This window comes from Streptacidiphilus sp. EB103A, assembly GCF_041261405.1.
In the GTDB taxonomy this organism is placed as follows: Bacteria; Actinomycetota; Actinomycetes; order Streptomycetales; family Streptomycetaceae; genus Streptacidiphilus.
Window position 1 is genome coordinate 136,424 of sequence record NZ_JBGCAQ010000019.1, and the last position, 14,344, is coordinate 150,767.

Annotated in this window: 15 protein-coding genes and 1 tRNA gene; 15 read left to right on the forward strand and 1 reads right to left on the reverse strand. The window is 72.6% G+C overall.

Going from position 1 to position 14,344, the window contains the following annotated elements:
• Window positions 1-219: 219 nt before the first annotated feature.
• The 15 genes from ABH941_RS29245 (at window position 220) to ABH941_RS29315 (ending at window position 13,477) form a co-directional block, all read left to right on the forward strand.
• Window positions 220-1,467, forward strand: coding sequence for a hypothetical protein (locus tag ABH941_RS29245; RefSeq protein WP_370132567.1), 1,248 nt, complete (start codon window positions 220-222; stop codon window positions 1,465-1,467).
• Window positions 1,468-1,529: 62 nt separating this feature from the next.
• The gene (locus ABH941_RS29250) at window positions 1,530-2,801 is read left to right on the forward strand and encodes an acetyl-CoA carboxylase biotin carboxylase subunit family protein (RefSeq protein WP_370132568.1); all 1,272 of its coding nucleotides are present in this window, start codon (window positions 1,530-1,532) and stop codon (window positions 2,799-2,801) included.
• Between the two features lie 37 nt (window positions 2,802-2,838).
• Window positions 2,839-4,056 carry an MFS transporter gene (locus tag ABH941_RS29255; protein ID WP_370132569.1) on the forward strand — a complete coding sequence of 406 codons (1,218 nt, stop codon included), beginning with the start codon at window positions 2,839-2,841 and terminating at the stop codon, window positions 4,054-4,056.
• A 40-nt stretch (window positions 4,057-4,096) separates the two neighbouring features.
• Window positions 4,097-4,408 (forward strand): hypothetical protein, encoded by a 312-nt coding sequence (locus tag ABH941_RS29260; RefSeq protein ID WP_370132570.1) that lies wholly within the window; start codon window positions 4,097-4,099, stop codon window positions 4,406-4,408.
• Between the two features lie 93 nt (window positions 4,409-4,501).
• Window positions 4,502-4,894: an SH3 domain-containing protein gene (locus tag ABH941_RS29265; RefSeq protein ID WP_370132571.1), complete on the forward strand. Its 393-nt coding sequence runs from the start codon at window positions 4,502-4,504 to the stop codon at window positions 4,892-4,894.
• Between the two features lie 180 nt (window positions 4,895-5,074).
• Entirely contained in the window at window positions 5,075-5,530 is a 456-nt protein-coding gene (locus ABH941_RS29270; protein WP_370132572.1) for a hypothetical protein, read from the forward strand.
• Window positions 5,531-5,804: 274 nt separating this feature from the next.
• Window positions 5,805-5,942: a hypothetical protein gene (locus ABH941_RS29275; protein ID WP_370132573.1), complete on the forward strand. Its 138-nt coding sequence runs from the start codon at window positions 5,805-5,807 to the stop codon at window positions 5,940-5,942.
• Window positions 5,943-5,997: 55 nt separating this feature from the next.
• Window positions 5,998-6,756: a hypothetical protein gene (locus tag ABH941_RS29280; protein WP_370132574.1), complete on the forward strand. Its 759-nt coding sequence runs from the start codon at window positions 5,998-6,000 to the stop codon at window positions 6,754-6,756.
• Between the two features lie 41 nt (window positions 6,757-6,797).
• Window positions 6,798-7,961 (forward strand): hypothetical protein, encoded by a 1,164-nt coding sequence (locus tag ABH941_RS29285; protein ID WP_370132575.1) that lies wholly within the window; start codon window positions 6,798-6,800, stop codon window positions 7,959-7,961.
• Window positions 7,958-9,136, forward strand: a complete 1,179-nt coding sequence (locus ABH941_RS29290; protein WP_370132576.1) for an MFS transporter — start codon at window positions 7,958-7,960, stop codon at window positions 9,134-9,136. Before ABH941_RS29285 ends, ABH941_RS29290 begins: the two co-directional genes overlap by 4 nt.
• Window positions 9,133-10,368, forward strand: coding sequence for an MFS transporter (locus ABH941_RS29295; RefSeq protein WP_370132577.1), 1,236 nt, complete (start codon window positions 9,133-9,135; stop codon window positions 10,366-10,368). The genes ABH941_RS29290 and ABH941_RS29295 overlap by 4 nt, the downstream gene beginning before the upstream one ends.
• Entirely contained in the window at window positions 10,365-11,018 is a 654-nt protein-coding gene (locus ABH941_RS29300) for an HAD-IA family hydrolase (RefSeq protein WP_370132578.1), read from the forward strand. The genes ABH941_RS29295 and ABH941_RS29300 overlap by 4 nt, the downstream gene beginning before the upstream one ends.
• Window positions 11,019-11,037: 19 nt before the next feature.
• Entirely contained in the window at window positions 11,038-12,249 is a 1,212-nt protein-coding gene (locus tag ABH941_RS29305) for an MFS transporter (protein WP_370132579.1), read from the forward strand.
• Window positions 12,246-13,238, forward strand: coding sequence for an L-histidine N(alpha)-methyltransferase (gene egtD / locus ABH941_RS29310; protein WP_370132580.1), 993 nt, complete (start codon window positions 12,246-12,248; stop codon window positions 13,236-13,238). The genes ABH941_RS29305 and egtD overlap by 4 nt, the downstream gene beginning before the upstream one ends.
• A 164-nt stretch (window positions 13,239-13,402) precedes the next feature.
• Window positions 13,403-13,477 (forward strand) — tRNA-Met (locus ABH941_RS29315).
• A gap of 115 nt (window positions 13,478-13,592) precedes the next feature.
• Here ABH941_RS29315 and ABH941_RS29320 read toward each other — a convergent pair.
• Entirely contained in the window at window positions 13,593-14,252 is a 660-nt protein-coding gene (locus ABH941_RS29320; RefSeq protein WP_370132581.1) for a hypothetical protein, read from the reverse strand.
• Between the last annotated feature and the right edge of the window lie 92 nt (window positions 14,253-14,344).

Below are 14,344 nucleotides of genomic sequence, written 5' to 3' on the forward strand. Positions count from 1 at the left end.
AGGGCCATGCGACCGCACACCCAGTACCACTTGAACAACGGCGCGGGCCGCACCGACGACTCCTCCGAATCCCTGAACCGGACGAGCACGGGGACAAGTGAGCGCCAGTCCGAAATCGGTGCCGCCGGTGAATGCGCCGGAGCCCCCGAATCGGCGTACTCGCCGAGCGCCACCTCCCGCGCTGCAGGCAACCCGCCCCAGACGCACGGAGTCCACCTGATGCACATCGTTCTCTCGACGTACCGCAGTTCCCTGGAAGACGCCCTCGTCGACCGCGGCCAGAACGTGCTGGCCATCGTGCCGACCGCCATCCTGGAACAGCGCACCACCCAAGCCGGCGCCCGCTACCAGGTACGCAGCGTGAAGTCGTGGGACGACTCAGGGCAGCTTGCCCGCATCGCGGGGGACCTGCGCGCCCAGTCAGTCGCGTCGGTGGACACCACCGACGAGCAATGCCTGCGAGCCGCAGCCCTGCTGCGCAGCATGCTCCACGTCGACGGCCAGTCACGGATACAGGCCCTGCGTGCGACCGACAAGGCCGTCATGAAGGACGCGCTGAACCGCGCTGGACTGCCCATCGCCCGCCACCAGCGCATCGCTGCCGTCGCCGACGCCGCACCCGCCGCCAGAGACCTCGGATGGCCCCTGGTCATCAAGCCCCGCCGCGGCTTCGGCACCCTGGGAACCAGCGTCATCTCCAGCCACGCCGAGCTGGGCAAGCTCCTCTCTACCGGCGCATTCAACGGCCTGAACATCCCGAACGGCCTCCAGGCCTCGGGCATGCACCTGGCGATGGACGCCATCCCCGGTGGCCTGCTCGTGGAGGAATTCATTGATGCCAGCGCCGAATACCACGTGGAAGTCCTGCGCTGGCGGGGCGAAGAGGTCTACGCGATCCCGGGCCGCTATCCCGCCCCCCTGCTGGGGACGGACACCTTCGGCGCCGTACTCCTGCCACCCGGGACCGAACACGACGAGCTGATCGCCCTGGCCCGGGCCGCGGCCGACGCACTGGACCTGGAAACGGGCTTCGCGCACGTCGAGGTGCTGCGAGCACGCGACGACAGCCTGCTCATCGGCGAGATCGGGCTGCGCCCCGGCGGCTCCCAAGTACCCCGTCTCCTGGAACTGCAGCACGGGATCGACGTCCCGGCCGTGGCTGCCGACCTGGCCACCGGACAACGACCCTCCGTCACCCTCGCCTCCAGCCCCGGCACCATCGCCTGGGCCGCCGCCGTCACCCCTCGCGGCCGAATCACCGCCATGACCCCGGCCGAGGACATCCTGACGCTGCCCGGAGTGATCGCCGCCACCAGTGACCTGACCCTTGGCCAGCTGGCAGGAGGCGCTCTCGGCAGCGTGGCATTGGGCACTCACGTCTACGCCCGCGGCGCCACCGCCGAGCTGGCCGAGCGGAACGCCGTCGCCGCCCTCCGCGCCTGGCACATCACGGTCGCTCCGCGGTAGCCGCCCCGACGGCCGCCTGACCCCCACCCGAACCCCCTGCTCCACGCCCGGAGGCTCACCCCATGCACGTCCTCGTCCTGTCCACCGGGAACCCGCTCCTGGAGAGCGCGCTGATGGCTGCCGGCCACACCGTCACCCTGATCCAGCCCGCAGGAACCAAGCCCGCCCCCGGGCACCTGGGTGCCACCCGTCTCACGATCGAGCACTGGGACGACCTGGACGCCCTGAGTGCGATGGAACCGACCCTGCCGAAGGCCGACGCGGTCGCCACCATCGACGAGCAGGCCATCGTCGCGGCAGCCCACCTGCGGGAACTGCGAAACCTGCCGGGCCTGGACGTCCGGGCCGCTCGCGCCTACACCGACAAGGCGACGATGAAGGCAACGCTGGCCGCCGCTGGCCTACCGGTTGCCGGGCACCGCGTCGTACGGCGGGCCGACGAGGTGCCCGGCGCCGCCCGGGAACTCGGCTGGCCCGTCCTGGTCAAGCCCCGCGGTGGACTGGCCGCCGTCAACACCTTCGTCGTGCGCGACGAGGACCACCTGCGCGAACTGGTCGCCGACGGGGCCTTCGACGCACGCGTCCCCGACGTCACCGGCCGCTTCACCGCCGGTCACGCCCTGGACTCCCTGCACCAGGCCCAGGACGGATTCCTCGTAGAGCAGTTCCTCGACCTGGTCGGCGAGTACTTCTGCGACCTCTACCTGCACCGCGGCACCGTCCTGCTGGCCGTCCCGGGCCGATACGACGCACCACTCCTGCAGACCGTCGGCGACGCCTCCTACGACACCGTCCTGTCGCCGCAGCACCCGGAAGCCGGCGCCGTCCTCGAACTCGCGGGCCTTGCCGCTGCCGCCCTGGGCGAGCAGACCGGGGTGGTGCACGCCGAATTCCTCCGCGAGCGCTCCGGCCGCCTCCTCATCGGTGAGGCGGCGGCCCGCCCCGGAGGCGGCAGCATCACCGAACTCGCCTCCACCATGTACGGCTTCGACCTGGCAGCCACCCTGGCCCAACTCGCCGTCGACGAGATCCCGACGCTGAACCCCGCACCGCTGTACCCCGCGCTGACCGCCGTCATGGTCACCGCACCCCCTGGCACCGTCACCCACCTTGCCGACAAGGCCACCACCGAGCAGCACCCCGGGGTCCTGGACGCCGATATCCGGCTGACCGTCGGCCAACCGGTCCCCCCCAGCGTCGGAACCCTCACCCTCGCCGGCCGTGTGCTCTACGTCCCGACCGACCTGCGCGAGCTGGACCGCGAGGTCGCCGACCTGCGGACCGCCCTGGACATCCGCGTCAGCTCACCGGACGGCCTCCAGCCCACCGCGTGACCAAGCCCGCCGTCCCCGCCCTCCCCTGGAGACAACCGTGTCCGTAGAAGCCACCACCCGGCAGAGCCCGGCCCCCGCGCCGCGCCCGCCGCGCTACCCGGCCACCTACTGGGCACTGGTCATCGGCTTCGGCGTCAGCCGCATCGGCGCCGTCCTGGTCCCCTACCTCACCCTCTACCTGGTCACCCAGCTCCACCTGTCCACCACCGAAGCAGGCCAGGTCCTCGCCGCCTTCGGAACCGGCTGGATCCTGGGCCAACCGCTGGCCGGCACCGCAGCCGACCGCCTGGGACGCAAGACCACCATCGTCGCGTCCCTGGGCCTGACCGCTGCCGCGTACACACTCCTGACGCAGGCCACTACCGTCCCCCAACTCCTGGCACTGGCCGCCGCGATCGGGCTGGTCTTCGACGGCTCCCGCACAGCGATCACCGCCTGGATCGCCGACCTCGTCCCCGAGGCGGACCGCTCCCGCGGCTACGGACTGCAGTACTGGATGCTCAACGCCGGCGGAGCCCTATCAGGCGTCCTGGGCGGCTACCTGGCGAGCTCCCATCTCACCGCGCTGTGCATGGTAGATGCCCTGACCTGCGTCGGATTCGCACTTGTCGTCACGCTCCTCCCCGGCGGCACAAGCCCCAACCGGCCCACCGCCGACCCGATCCGCCACCGCGACGTCCTCGGCGACCGACGCCTGCTGACGGTCACCGTCCTGTCCCTGATCACCCTGACCGTCTACCAGCAGATGATGTACGGCCTGCCGCTGACCATCCGAGCCAACGGCCTGTCACCCGCCGTCTACGGGGCCGTCAACGTCACCAACGCCATCGCCGTGCTAGCCCTGCAACCCCCGCTCCAGCCGGTCATGGACCGCCTCAACCCCCTGAAGTCCTGCGCGATCGGCTCCCTGGCCATCGGCGCGGGCATGGGCGCCAACGCACTGACCCACACCGCGCTCGGCTTCGCGGCCGCCGCAGTGCTCTGGACCATCGGGGAGATCACCTTCTGCGTCGGCGCGTCCACCTACGTCGCCTCCCTGGCCCCCGACCAGGCACGCGGCCGCTACCTCGGCATCTGGGGCATCGCCTTCGGCGGATCCGCAGTCCTCGCACCCCTGCTCGGGGCCGCCGCCCTCGCGCACGGCCCGAACTGGCTCTGGGGCAGCAGCGCCGCCATCGCGGCCACCTGCGCCGCAGCCTTCGCTGCCCAGGCGATGCGCCCCGAGCACCGCCGCACCGAAGCAACCGACCTCTGACCTGCCGCCCTCGCGCATCAACACCTGAAGGGAACCTCGCATGAACCGACGAATCACCGCCACCGCCGCAGCGTGCGCGTTGGCCATCCCCCTGGGCGTCGCGGCCGCGGCACCGGCCTCCGCGACCACCGTCGCCCACCTGAACGTGATCTGCTCCGCCGTCAACATCCGCACCAGCCCCACCACCGCCGCAACCGCACTCGGCGTCGGCTACAAGGGCGACCCCGACGCGGTCACCAAGGGCCTGCTGCCCAAGGGCGCCACCGCCTTCACCTGGCTGTACGGAGCCGTCACACGCGCCAGCGACCACAAGAAGATCACCGGCTGGGCCATCGCCAGCTGCATCCACTAGCCGCCGGCCATCGACAACACCCGCGCGCGGGAGCGCGCACCGCCGCCCCAGCGACATCCCCAGCCCGCGACCAAGTCTTTGAGAGGACAACACATGAACACCACCCTCCGCCGCACCCTGGCGAGCGCAGCCGTCGGCGGCACCGCGCTGCTGGCGCTCGTCACCCCCGGCTCCGCCCAGGCGGCCACGCCCGCCGTCGCCACGGCCGCCCACGTGACCGCCGCCACCTCCTACGTCGACTGCAACGAGTACTGGTCCACCACCGTCGTCAAGGTCCGCACCGGCCCCGGCACCGGCTACACCGCCATCGGGCAGCTCGGCACCCACAACATCGTCGACTGGGTGAACGAGAACTCCAACAACTCGTGGACCAAGGTCCGCCTCCTCCAGAAGTCCAGCTACGGCCTCGCCAAGGGGACCGTCGGCTGGGTCTACACCGGCTACCTGGCCTACCACTCGCCCTGCTACACGAGCATCAACGTCTGACCTGGTCGCACGAGCCACCGCAGCCGTGAACCCCCGGCCCGCGGAATCGCTCCGGCGCCGCCCGACCCAGGGCGGGCGGCGCCGCCCGACCCATCACCCGAACAGAGCCGCTTCCTGCGGCCGCGCGGCCCCACCGCGGTCGCCGACGGCTGCCGTCCAGACGCTCTAAGGAGCCCACCCATGCGCCACCTCACGAAGCGCCTCGCGGCAGTCGCCAGCACCAGCGCACTCGCCGCCGGACTCGCCCTCCTCAGCGGCGGCCAGGCCCACGCCGCGAACCAGAACTGGTACAGCACCGCCTCCACCGGCGACGCCTGCGGCGCGTTCCTCGACGTGTACAACCCCCACCAGGACTACGTCCAGGCCACCTTCGCCGGCTGGCCCCCGGGCAGCGCCGGCAAGGCCTACGCCTGGACCAGCTGCGTGGGCTCCGTCTACCGCAGCAGCAACTACGGCAAGTCCTGGACCCGGATCTCGCCCTACGGAACGATCAACGAGGCCAGCCACTGGGACGAGGTCCGGTTCCCGAGCTACAACACCATGTACTGGGACGGTCCCGGCCTGCGCGTCAAGGCCTGCGTCTCGGAGTACGAGTGGGGCATCTTCGTCGGCCAGGCATGCACCAAGCCCTACTGACCGACGCGCACCCGCCGAACCCCGCCGAACGGTGACCGCAGCCCCTTTGCTGCCGTCCCCCGGCCACTTGCCTTCCCCTCCTGCCCATCCGAACCCGGCCGGAGGGGGAACGGCCCCGCGCCACAAGCCCTCGGTCGGCCCGGCAAGCGCCGCACCCGGAAGACCTCCGGTCCAGCGGCCAGCCACCCCGCGGTGCCGCTGGCAGCACCCCGAGCCGACGGCACCGCGGCCCCACGACCAGCCAGCCAACCCTCATGAAAGCGACCCCGTAGCCGTGCAGCACCTCAACGAAGCCGTCGCCCACGCCCTGATCGACGACAAGCTGCGCGCCGCCGAGCACGCACGCCTCGTCCGCCAGGTCCAGGGACCGACCCTCCTGGCCCGCCTGTGGCAACGGCTCCGCCGGCGCTGACCACCAGCCCCGGAACCGCCAACCCACCCACCTCACCCGAAGGACACCACCTCCCATGCCGCGTCTGACCCGCACCCTGCTGACCGCCACAACCATCGGCGCCCTCGCCCTGGGCGCAGCCGCCTGCCAGTCCACCCCCGCGTCCCACAGCGACCACCCCGCAACAGGCACCCACACCGCGTCGTCCCAGCCCGCCCAGCGCCCGGTCACCTCGCTGCCCGCCGCCACCCAGGCCCAACTCGACGCGGCCGCCGTGACCTCCGACGACGTCGCGGCCCTGCGGATGGGCGTCAGCCCCGTCGATGCGGACAACGCCCTGATCGCCACCGGCACGGTCCGCGCCCAGCCGTCCAACTGCCAGCCCCTCACCGACGTGTGGCAGGGCGGCGCACCCGAGTACACCGCCACCGCGTCCCTGGAACGCTCCGTCCTCGAGGCCGACGCGACCGTGACCTCGACCCACACCCTGCACCTGGCCGCATACCCCGGCGCGACCGCCCTGGCCTTCATGAACGCCCTCACCCACGCGGCAGCCACCTGCTCCACCTACACGCAGCCCGACACCGAGGGCGAGATCCACGAGGTCATCACCCCCATCTCCAGCAGCCTGGGCGACCAGTCGGTCGCCTGGTACTCGTCCATGACCAACGGCAGCAAGACCTTCTACGCCACGGTCACCGTCGTGCGCGTCGGCAGCAGCGTGATCACCGCCGTCGAACTGTCCGACGCCGTCAAGAGCGCGGAGCAGCTGCCGCCCACCAACTCCTCCCTGCTCAGCGAGCAGATCAACAAGCTGCGCAGCCACACCAACTGACCAGCCCTCTCCCGCCGGCGACCGAGTCCGAGGAACTGCCAGTGCCCCCCACACCCACCGCCCTGCACGACTTCCTCCACGCCCCCACCCCGGCCGGAGAGTTCATAGCCCGCCCCACCCCCTACACAGCCTTCGACGTCGCCATCGCCGTCAGCGCCTACCGTGACCTCGTCCGTCAACTTCCGCTGGACGAAACCTGGTTCGCGCTCAAGGCGGCCCCGCTGACGCCCCTGGTCAGGGCCCTGCACGCCGAAGGCTGCGGCTTCGACGTCGCCTCCGTCCCCGAAATCGACCAGGTCCTGGCGGCTGGCGTCCCCGCCGGCCAGCTCAGCTACGGAAACCCGGTCCGCAGCCGGGAGGAAGTCCACGCAGCCGCCGACCGAGGGATCCGCACCTGGGTCGTCGACCACGATGACGACCTGCAGCGCATCGCCGTCGCCGCCCCCGGCTCCCGGGTGGTGTTCCGCCTGGCCGTCCAGGGCGCCGGGGCCGACTGGCCGCTGTCCCAGCGCTTCGGTACCAGCACGGACCAGGCCGTCCACCTCGCCCGGAGCGCCGCCCGGGCAGGACTGCGACCGGCCGGCTTGGCCTGGCATGTGGGAAGTCTCCAGCGCGACACCAACGCCTGGGACAGGCCCCTGGGCGAGGCCGCCGCCGTCTGGTCCACGCTGGCCGACGACGGCATCGACCTGGAGCTCCTGGACCTGGGCGGAGGCCTGGCCGGCCCCGGCTACCGGCACCCGGCCCCGCCGCTGGCCGACTTCGCCGCCGCCATCACCAGGGCCGTGGACCGCCACTTCCCGACCCGTCCGCGCCTGGTCGCCGAACCCGGCCGCTCCCTGGTCGCCGCCGCAGGCGCGAGCGTCGTGAGCGTCAAAGCCGTCCTGGAGCGCACCGACGGGGCCCGCCACGTCTTCGTTGACGGCCTCGTCTTCGGCCTGGGCCTCATCGAGGGCATGGACGGCAGCGTCGAATACCGCATCACCGCACCCGACCACCACCCCGACGCCCCCACCGCCGACATCCTCCTGCAGGGCCCCACCTGCGACTCCGTCGACCAGCTCAAGGCCAAGACCCCCTACACCGCCCCGCTCGACCTGAAGGCCGGCGACAGGCTGATCATCCACGACTGCGGCGCCTACTCCTTCTCCTACGCGGCACAGAACTTCAACGGCTGGACCCCGGCGCCGGTGGTGGTCCTGTGACGGCCCGCGGCACACCGGTCAGCCGGATCGTGCTCGCCCACGCCCTGTCGGCCACCGCGACCACGATCACCGTGCCGCTGATCGCCGGCACCCTCTACACGGCTACCCACTCCACCGCCGCGCTGGCCCTGGCCAGCGCGGCCCGCATGCTGCCCTTTGTCGTCCTGAGCGGTGCGGCCGGACGGCTCGTGGACCGCACCGATCGCCGGCGCCTGCTTGTCACCAGCTCTCTCGTGCGCGCGGTGCTTGCCGTGCTCCTGACGCTCCTGGCCGCAGCGCACGGCCCCATCGCGCTGATGGTGGCGCTGGCCTGCGCCACCGCGGTCGCGGCCACCCCCGCCTACGCCGCCGCTGGCGCGGCGGTGTTCACCCTGGCCGGCCGGACGGACCGGCAGCGCGCGATGACGCAGCTCACCGGCGTCGAGACGGCGGCATGGGTCGTCGGCCCGGCACTGGGCGGACTGCTGCTGGCTAGCGCACCGACCTGGACCATTCCGCTCGCGGCCGCCGTCATCGCCACCGTGTCAGCCGCACTCATCACCACCGTGGACCTGCCGCCCGCCGACCCGCAGCCCGATCTCGGACCCCGCACCACCATGCGCGCCCTGCTCGCCACCGCGCCGGGCCCCGTCGCGGCCGCGGTGGCCGTGAACGTGGCCGTCGACGCGACGTCCGCGCTGCTGGTCCTGCTCGGCGGCGACCCCACACAGTACGGGCTGCTCGTCGCGGCCCTGGGCACCGGCGCCGCCGCTGCTCTGCTCGCCGCACCCGCCACTCGCACCCGGCACCTGCCGTACTACCTGACCGCTACCGCCACCGCCCTCCTGGCCGCCAGCCAGATCACCTGCACCCCGGTCCGCGCACTCCTGCTGACAACCGCCGGGGCGGGGGCCGTCATGGCGGAGGCCGCCGCGACCGTCAGCCTGCAGGGCCTAACCCCGCGCACCCGCCGCGGCGCCGCCCTCGGTGCGCTGGACCAGGTCATCGTCGGCGGCGCGCTGGCCGGGACGGTCGCCGGCCCCCTGGCCGCCGCTTCCCTGGGCGCGCCGATGACCATTGCCGCCACCGCGTTCCTGCTGGCGCCGCTGCCCCTGCTCCTGCTGCGAGGCCACCGCACCGAGCAGCCTCCGCCCACTGCGCCGGCACGCGCCGCGCGTCCCGCCCTGCGCCGATGACCACCGACCCCGCCCACGCCCGGAGAGGCTTCCCCGTGTCCACCACCGTCCAGCGCCGCCCCCAGGCCAACCACCCGGAGCCGCCGCGCCGGCAACGCATCACCATCAGCATCTACTTCGTCATCGCCGGAGCCGTCATGGCCGTCTGGGGCACACGGCTGCCCAGCGTGCAGGCCCGCCTGCACGCCGGCCCCGGAGCCCTGAGCCTTGGCCTGCTCGGCGCCGCCGCCGGGATGCTGGTCGGCCTGCACATCGGCGGACGCCTCGTGGACCGCATCGGCCCGCACCGCCTCGTGCTGCCCGCCGCCCTGACCCTGGCCGCCACCCTGGCCCTGCTCGGCCTGCCCACCACCGTGACCGCGTTCATCGCGGCGTGCACGGCCTTCGGCGCAGCCCACGGGCTCCTCGACGTCGCCATGAACGTCGCCGCCGCCCGCACCCAAGTCGCCTACGGACGCCCCATCCTGCAGTCCATCCACGCCACTTACAGCATCGGAGCGCTCCTGGGAGCTGGCGCAGCCTCCCTGTCCGCGGCCGCCGGCATCCCCTCCGGACGGATGTTCCTGGGCACCGCCGCCGTGCTGGCCGCACTGCTGGTCCTGGCACCCGCGCTGGACCCGCTGCCCTGCGCCCCACCGGCGCTCGCGACCGGCCGCGGTACCGCCCGCCCGCGGGCGGTGATCATCGCGCTCGGGTTCCTCGCCCTGTGCTCCCTGCTGGGCGAAGGAGCCGCCGGCGACTGGAGCGCCATCCACCTGCACACCGTCCTGCACGCCAGCACCGCCCTGTCCGCCACCGCCTACGCGCTCTACAGCGGCGCGATGGCCATCTGCCGACTGACCGGCGACAAGATCAGCACCCGGATCGGACCCGTGGCGCACGTTCGAGCCGGCGGTCTGCTGGCCGCCGCCAGCCTAGGCGTCGGCCTGCTGATCCCGCACCCCGCAGCCGCCCTGATCGGCTGGACCCTGTTCGGCGCCGGCCTTGCCGGCGTCGTGCCCGCCGCCGTCACCGCCGCCTCCACCGCCCGCCCCCACCGCGCCGGGCGGGACATCGCCGCCATCAGCACCACCGGCTACGTCGGCATGGTCGCCGGACCCGCCGCCATCGGCGCGATCGCCACCGCCACCAACCTCACCGCCGCCCTGGCGCTGCCCGCCGTCCTGGCCCTGGGCGTCGCCGTCGCCGCCACCGCCGTCCGCCCCCGCAAGACCACGGAGACGCCCGCATGAACACCACCACCACCAACACCAACACCGCCGCCCCCTGGGCCCTGCTCGACTACAACGGCGTCCTGGGCCACCAACCACTGCCGGCCGACTGGCAGGACCTGGCCACCGCCGCCCACTGGACCGGGACCCTCACCTCCTTCCAGGACGCGTTCTGGAAGGCACGCGACGCCTACGACCGCGGCACCGTCACCACCGCCGAGTTCTGGGCCACCCTCAAAACCCCGCCGCACGCCGTCGCCACGGCCACCGCCCTGGACACCGCCATGTGGCTGCGCACCGACCCCCACGTCCTGGGACTGCTCGCCGACGCCGTCTCCCGCGGGGTGCGCCTGGCGATGCTCAGCAACGCCCCCACCAACGTCGCCCGCGCGATCGAGGCTGCCCCCTGGTCCGGCCTGTTCGAACACCTCCTGTTCTCGTGCGACATCGGCGCCAACAAGCCCGAACACCCCGCCTACCACCACGCCCTGACGACCCTGGACACCCTGCACCAGCCCGCCGACGTCACCTTCGTCGACGACCGCCACGACAACGTCGACGCCGCGACCCGCCTGGGCCTGCGCGGCCACCACTACCAAGGCGAACCCCACACCATCCACCGGGCCATCCACCGCGTCCACCCGACCCGCCACCGCGGCGACCGCCGCTGACCGCCCGCCGGAGACGCCCATGGCCACCGTGACCACCCGCTCCCCAACCGCACCCACGCCCACCCGAACCCCCTACACCGCGGTCCTGCGCGCCCCGCACGTCCCCGTCCTGCTCGCTGGCACCCTCCTGGCCCGCCTCCCCTCCGCCATGGCCCCCACCCTGGTGCTCCTCGCCGAGCACCACAGCGGCGCCGGCCTGGCCACCGCCGGCGCACTGTCCGCTCTCCAGGCCCTGATGGCCTCCGTCGTCCAGCCCCTGCTGGCCCGCGCCGCCGACCGCTACGGGCACCGCCCCGTCCTGACCGCTGCCACCACCGCGACCACACTGGTCTACCTCCTGCTCGCACTGCCCGGCACGCCCCTGCCGGCCACCGTCGTCCTGATCGCCCTGTCCGGGCTCCTGGCCCCGCCTGCCCAGGCGTGCCTGCGCGCCCGCTGGCCCGACCTCGTGCCCACCACCGCACTGCAGTGCGCCCACGCACTGGACACCTCGACCTCCGAACTGCTGTACGCCACCGCCCCGCTCCTGGCCGCCGCCACCGTCTACGGCACCGGAGCGGGAACCGGCTACCTGCTGGCGGCGGTCCTCGGCGCGGCCGGCACCCTGGTGCTCTTCCTCGCGACCACCGTCGCCGGCACCCGCACCCGCAACCCCCGGCACCGCGACCCCCTGGGACACCTCCGCTCCACCGACCTGCGATGGATCATGGGCGTCCATGCCGCCCTCGGCGCAGCGCTCGGCACCGTCGCCATGGCCGGCCTGCTCATCGCCACCAGGGACCACCACCCCTCGGGCGCAGGGATCCTCGCCTCCTGCTACGCCGCCGGGTCCCTGGTCGGCGGCCTCCTGTTCGGCGCCCGCGCCTGGCCCGGAACCCCCGCCACCCGGTTCCTCGCGACCACCACGCTCATGGCCCTGACCTGGATCCCCGTCGTGCTGTGCCCCACCACCCTCACCGCCGCGCTGGCGGCAGTACTCCCCGGGGCCGCCCTGGCACCCACGCTCACCAGCGGCTCGGACCTGCGCCGCGAACGCGTCCCGGACGGCCAGGCCGAAGCCTCCGGCTGGGTCCTGGCCGCCCTGGGCCTGGGCGAGGCCCTGGGCCTGGTCCTCGCCGGCCACTGGCCGGCGACCTGGTGGCCCGCCCTCTACGCCACAACCGCACTGGCAGCGGCCGCCCTGTGGCTGCACCGACCCACCGGCCACCCGAACCCGCGGAGGACTCCATGACCATCACCCGGCCCTACACCTACACCAACCTGCTGCCCGACAGCTTCTACAGCACCTCCCTGCGCCAGGACATCCGCCGAGGCCTGACGTCCACCCCCAAGACCACCAAGCCGGTCTGGTTCTACGACGCCGTCGGCAGCGACCTCTACGAGGAGATCACCCGTCTGCCCGAGTACTACCCCACCCGCACCGAACACCAGATCCTCGCGCACCACGCCGCCGACATCGCCCGCCGCACCAACGCCCGCACCCTGGTGGAGCTGGGCTCCGGGTCCTCGAAAAAGACCCGGCTCCTCCTGGACGCGCTCGACCTCGACTACTACGTCCCCGTCGACGTGAGCGAATCCGCCCTCCACCAGGCCAGCGACGCCATCGCCCGCGAGTACCCCCACCTCGCGGTCCACGCCGTCCGCACCAACTTCGACACCGCCCTTGACCTGCCCGACCACCGCCCGAACCGGCCAGGGCGCCTGTTCGCGTTCCTCGGCTCAACCCTGGGCAACCACCGGCCCCCCGAGCGGGCCATCTTCCTGCGCCGGCTGCGCGCCGCGATGAACCCCGAGGACGCGCTGCTGCTCGGCATGGACCTGGTCAAGGGCGAGGACGAACTCGTCGCCGCCTACGACGACCCCCGCGGTGTGACCGCGGCATTCGACATGCACCTGCTCGACATCCTCAACCACGAACTCGGCGCCGACTTCGACCCCGCCTCGTTCAAGCACCACGCCGTCTGGTCACCCGCCGACCAGTGGATCGAGATGCGGCTGCGCAGCCGCGTGAAGCAGACCGTCACCATCCCCGCGCTGGACCTGCGAGTGCACTTCGACGCCGCCGAGGACTGGATCACAGAGACCAGCGCGAAGGTCACCCTGGACGGCCTGCGCACCGAACTGCAGGAAGCCGGACTGGCGTTGGACTGCGTGTGGGCCGACCCCGCGGCGCGGTTCTCCCTGAGCCTGTCGACGCCCCGCAAAGCAGCATCGCGGTGAGCTTCCCGCGCACGCCCCGCTCGCCCACCACCGGACGGCCCGGCGGTGGGCGAGCCGGGGCCTCGGGAGACCGTTCCCCCGATCCGGGCGCGGCACGGGCAGACCGGCGAGGGGCGCGCGGATAATCGGATGCGGCCGCCGAAGCGGACCACTAACGTCAACGACGCGGGGTGGAGCAGCTCGGTAGCTCGCTGGGCCCATAACCCAGAGGTCGCACGGTTCGAATCCTGCCCCCGCAACGCGAATGGAGGGCCCGGCAGTTGCCGGGCCCTCCATCAGTTTCTTCGACATCAGCACCGCCGCCCCATACGTGCCCGGACACCCATCTTCGGAGACGATGAACCGGTCGCGCGGTCAGCGGTTGTTGTGGAACGCGACCAAGCCCCCGGCGACCAGCCCGGCCTGGCGGGCGCTGCGGAACTCGCCTCGACGGGCGTGGGCCGGGTAGGAACCCGAGGCCACCCCCGGCGGGACGCGCACGCCCAACCGCGGACCGTAGAAGACCAGGACCTGGCGGTGGCTGACCGCGGAGGAGATCCACGACGGGTCAGGGGCGATCCGGATCCGGGAGAACGCGCCGCCGTCGGGCGAACGCAGCTCGAGGCGCTCGTCGGCCAGCCGGTGCAGCGACCAGTTCGGGCTCGGCAGCAGAGCCATCGGGCCTGCGGGGATCCGGTTCAGCCCAGCCGAGATCGCGGCCTCCACCTGGATCTCGCGGGGCCTCCTCCCCGGCTCGTTGATCATCATGATGCGTTCCGGCTCGAACAGGGCCACCGGGATCGGGTCGTATCCGGCGGTCAGCTCACCGGTGACCCGGTCGATCCCCGTGGCGATCTTTCCGAACCCCAGTTCCGGAGCGTTGAGCAGCCGAGTCTGGCCGCTGTCCTCCACGTTCGAGCCCAGTTCTGCGCCGGCGGCCAGGACTTCGGCCAACCCCACGCTGTGGCCGTTGATCCGGAACCGGTCGCCTTCGCTCCAGGACTTGTTCACCTTGGTCCTGCGGTGCCTACCCATGATCACTCCCAGTGGATCCCACGACCGCGGCGTGCCGTCGTGGGATCGATGCTGCTGGTGATCACCTGTGGACAAAGGCGCAGAGCCTGACG

Bases quoted from the DNA above. Each gene is read 5' to 3' on its own strand.
- ABH941_RS29300 (WP_370132578.1), top strand. From the start codon at position 10,365: ATGAACACCACCACCACCAACACCAACACCGCCGCCCCCTGGGCCCTG.
- ABH941_RS29265 (WP_370132571.1), top strand. From the start codon at position 4,502: ATGAACACCACCCTCCGCCGCACCCTGGCGAGCGCAGCCGTCGGCGGC.
- ABH941_RS29270 (WP_370132572.1), top strand. From the start codon at position 5,075: ATGCGCCACCTCACGAAGCGCCTCGCGGCAGTCGCCAGCACCAGCGCA.
- ABH941_RS29250 (WP_370132568.1), top strand. From the start codon at position 1,530: ATGCACGTCCTCGTCCTGTCCACCGGGAACCCGCTCCTGGAGAGCGCG.
- egtD (WP_370132580.1), top strand. From the start codon at position 12,246: ATGACCATCACCCGGCCCTACACCTACACCAACCTGCTGCCCGACAGC.
- ABH941_RS29260 (WP_370132570.1), top strand. From the start codon at position 4,097: ATGAACCGACGAATCACCGCCACCGCCGCAGCGTGCGCGTTGGCCATC.
- ABH941_RS29305 (WP_370132579.1), top strand. From the start codon at position 11,038: ATGGCCACCGTGACCACCCGCTCCCCAACCGCACCCACGCCCACCCGA.
- ABH941_RS29320 (WP_370132581.1), bottom strand. From the start codon at position 14,252: ATGGGTAGGCACCGCAGGACCAAGGTGAACAAGTCCTGGAGCGAAGGC.
- ABH941_RS29245 (WP_370132567.1), top strand. From the start codon at position 220: ATGCACATCGTTCTCTCGACGTACCGCAGTTCCCTGGAAGACGCCCTC.
- ABH941_RS29280 (WP_370132574.1), top strand. From the start codon at position 5,998: ATGCCGCGTCTGACCCGCACCCTGCTGACCGCCACAACCATCGGCGCC.
- ABH941_RS29295 (WP_370132577.1), top strand. From the start codon at position 9,133: ATGACCACCGACCCCGCCCACGCCCGGAGAGGCTTCCCCGTGTCCACC.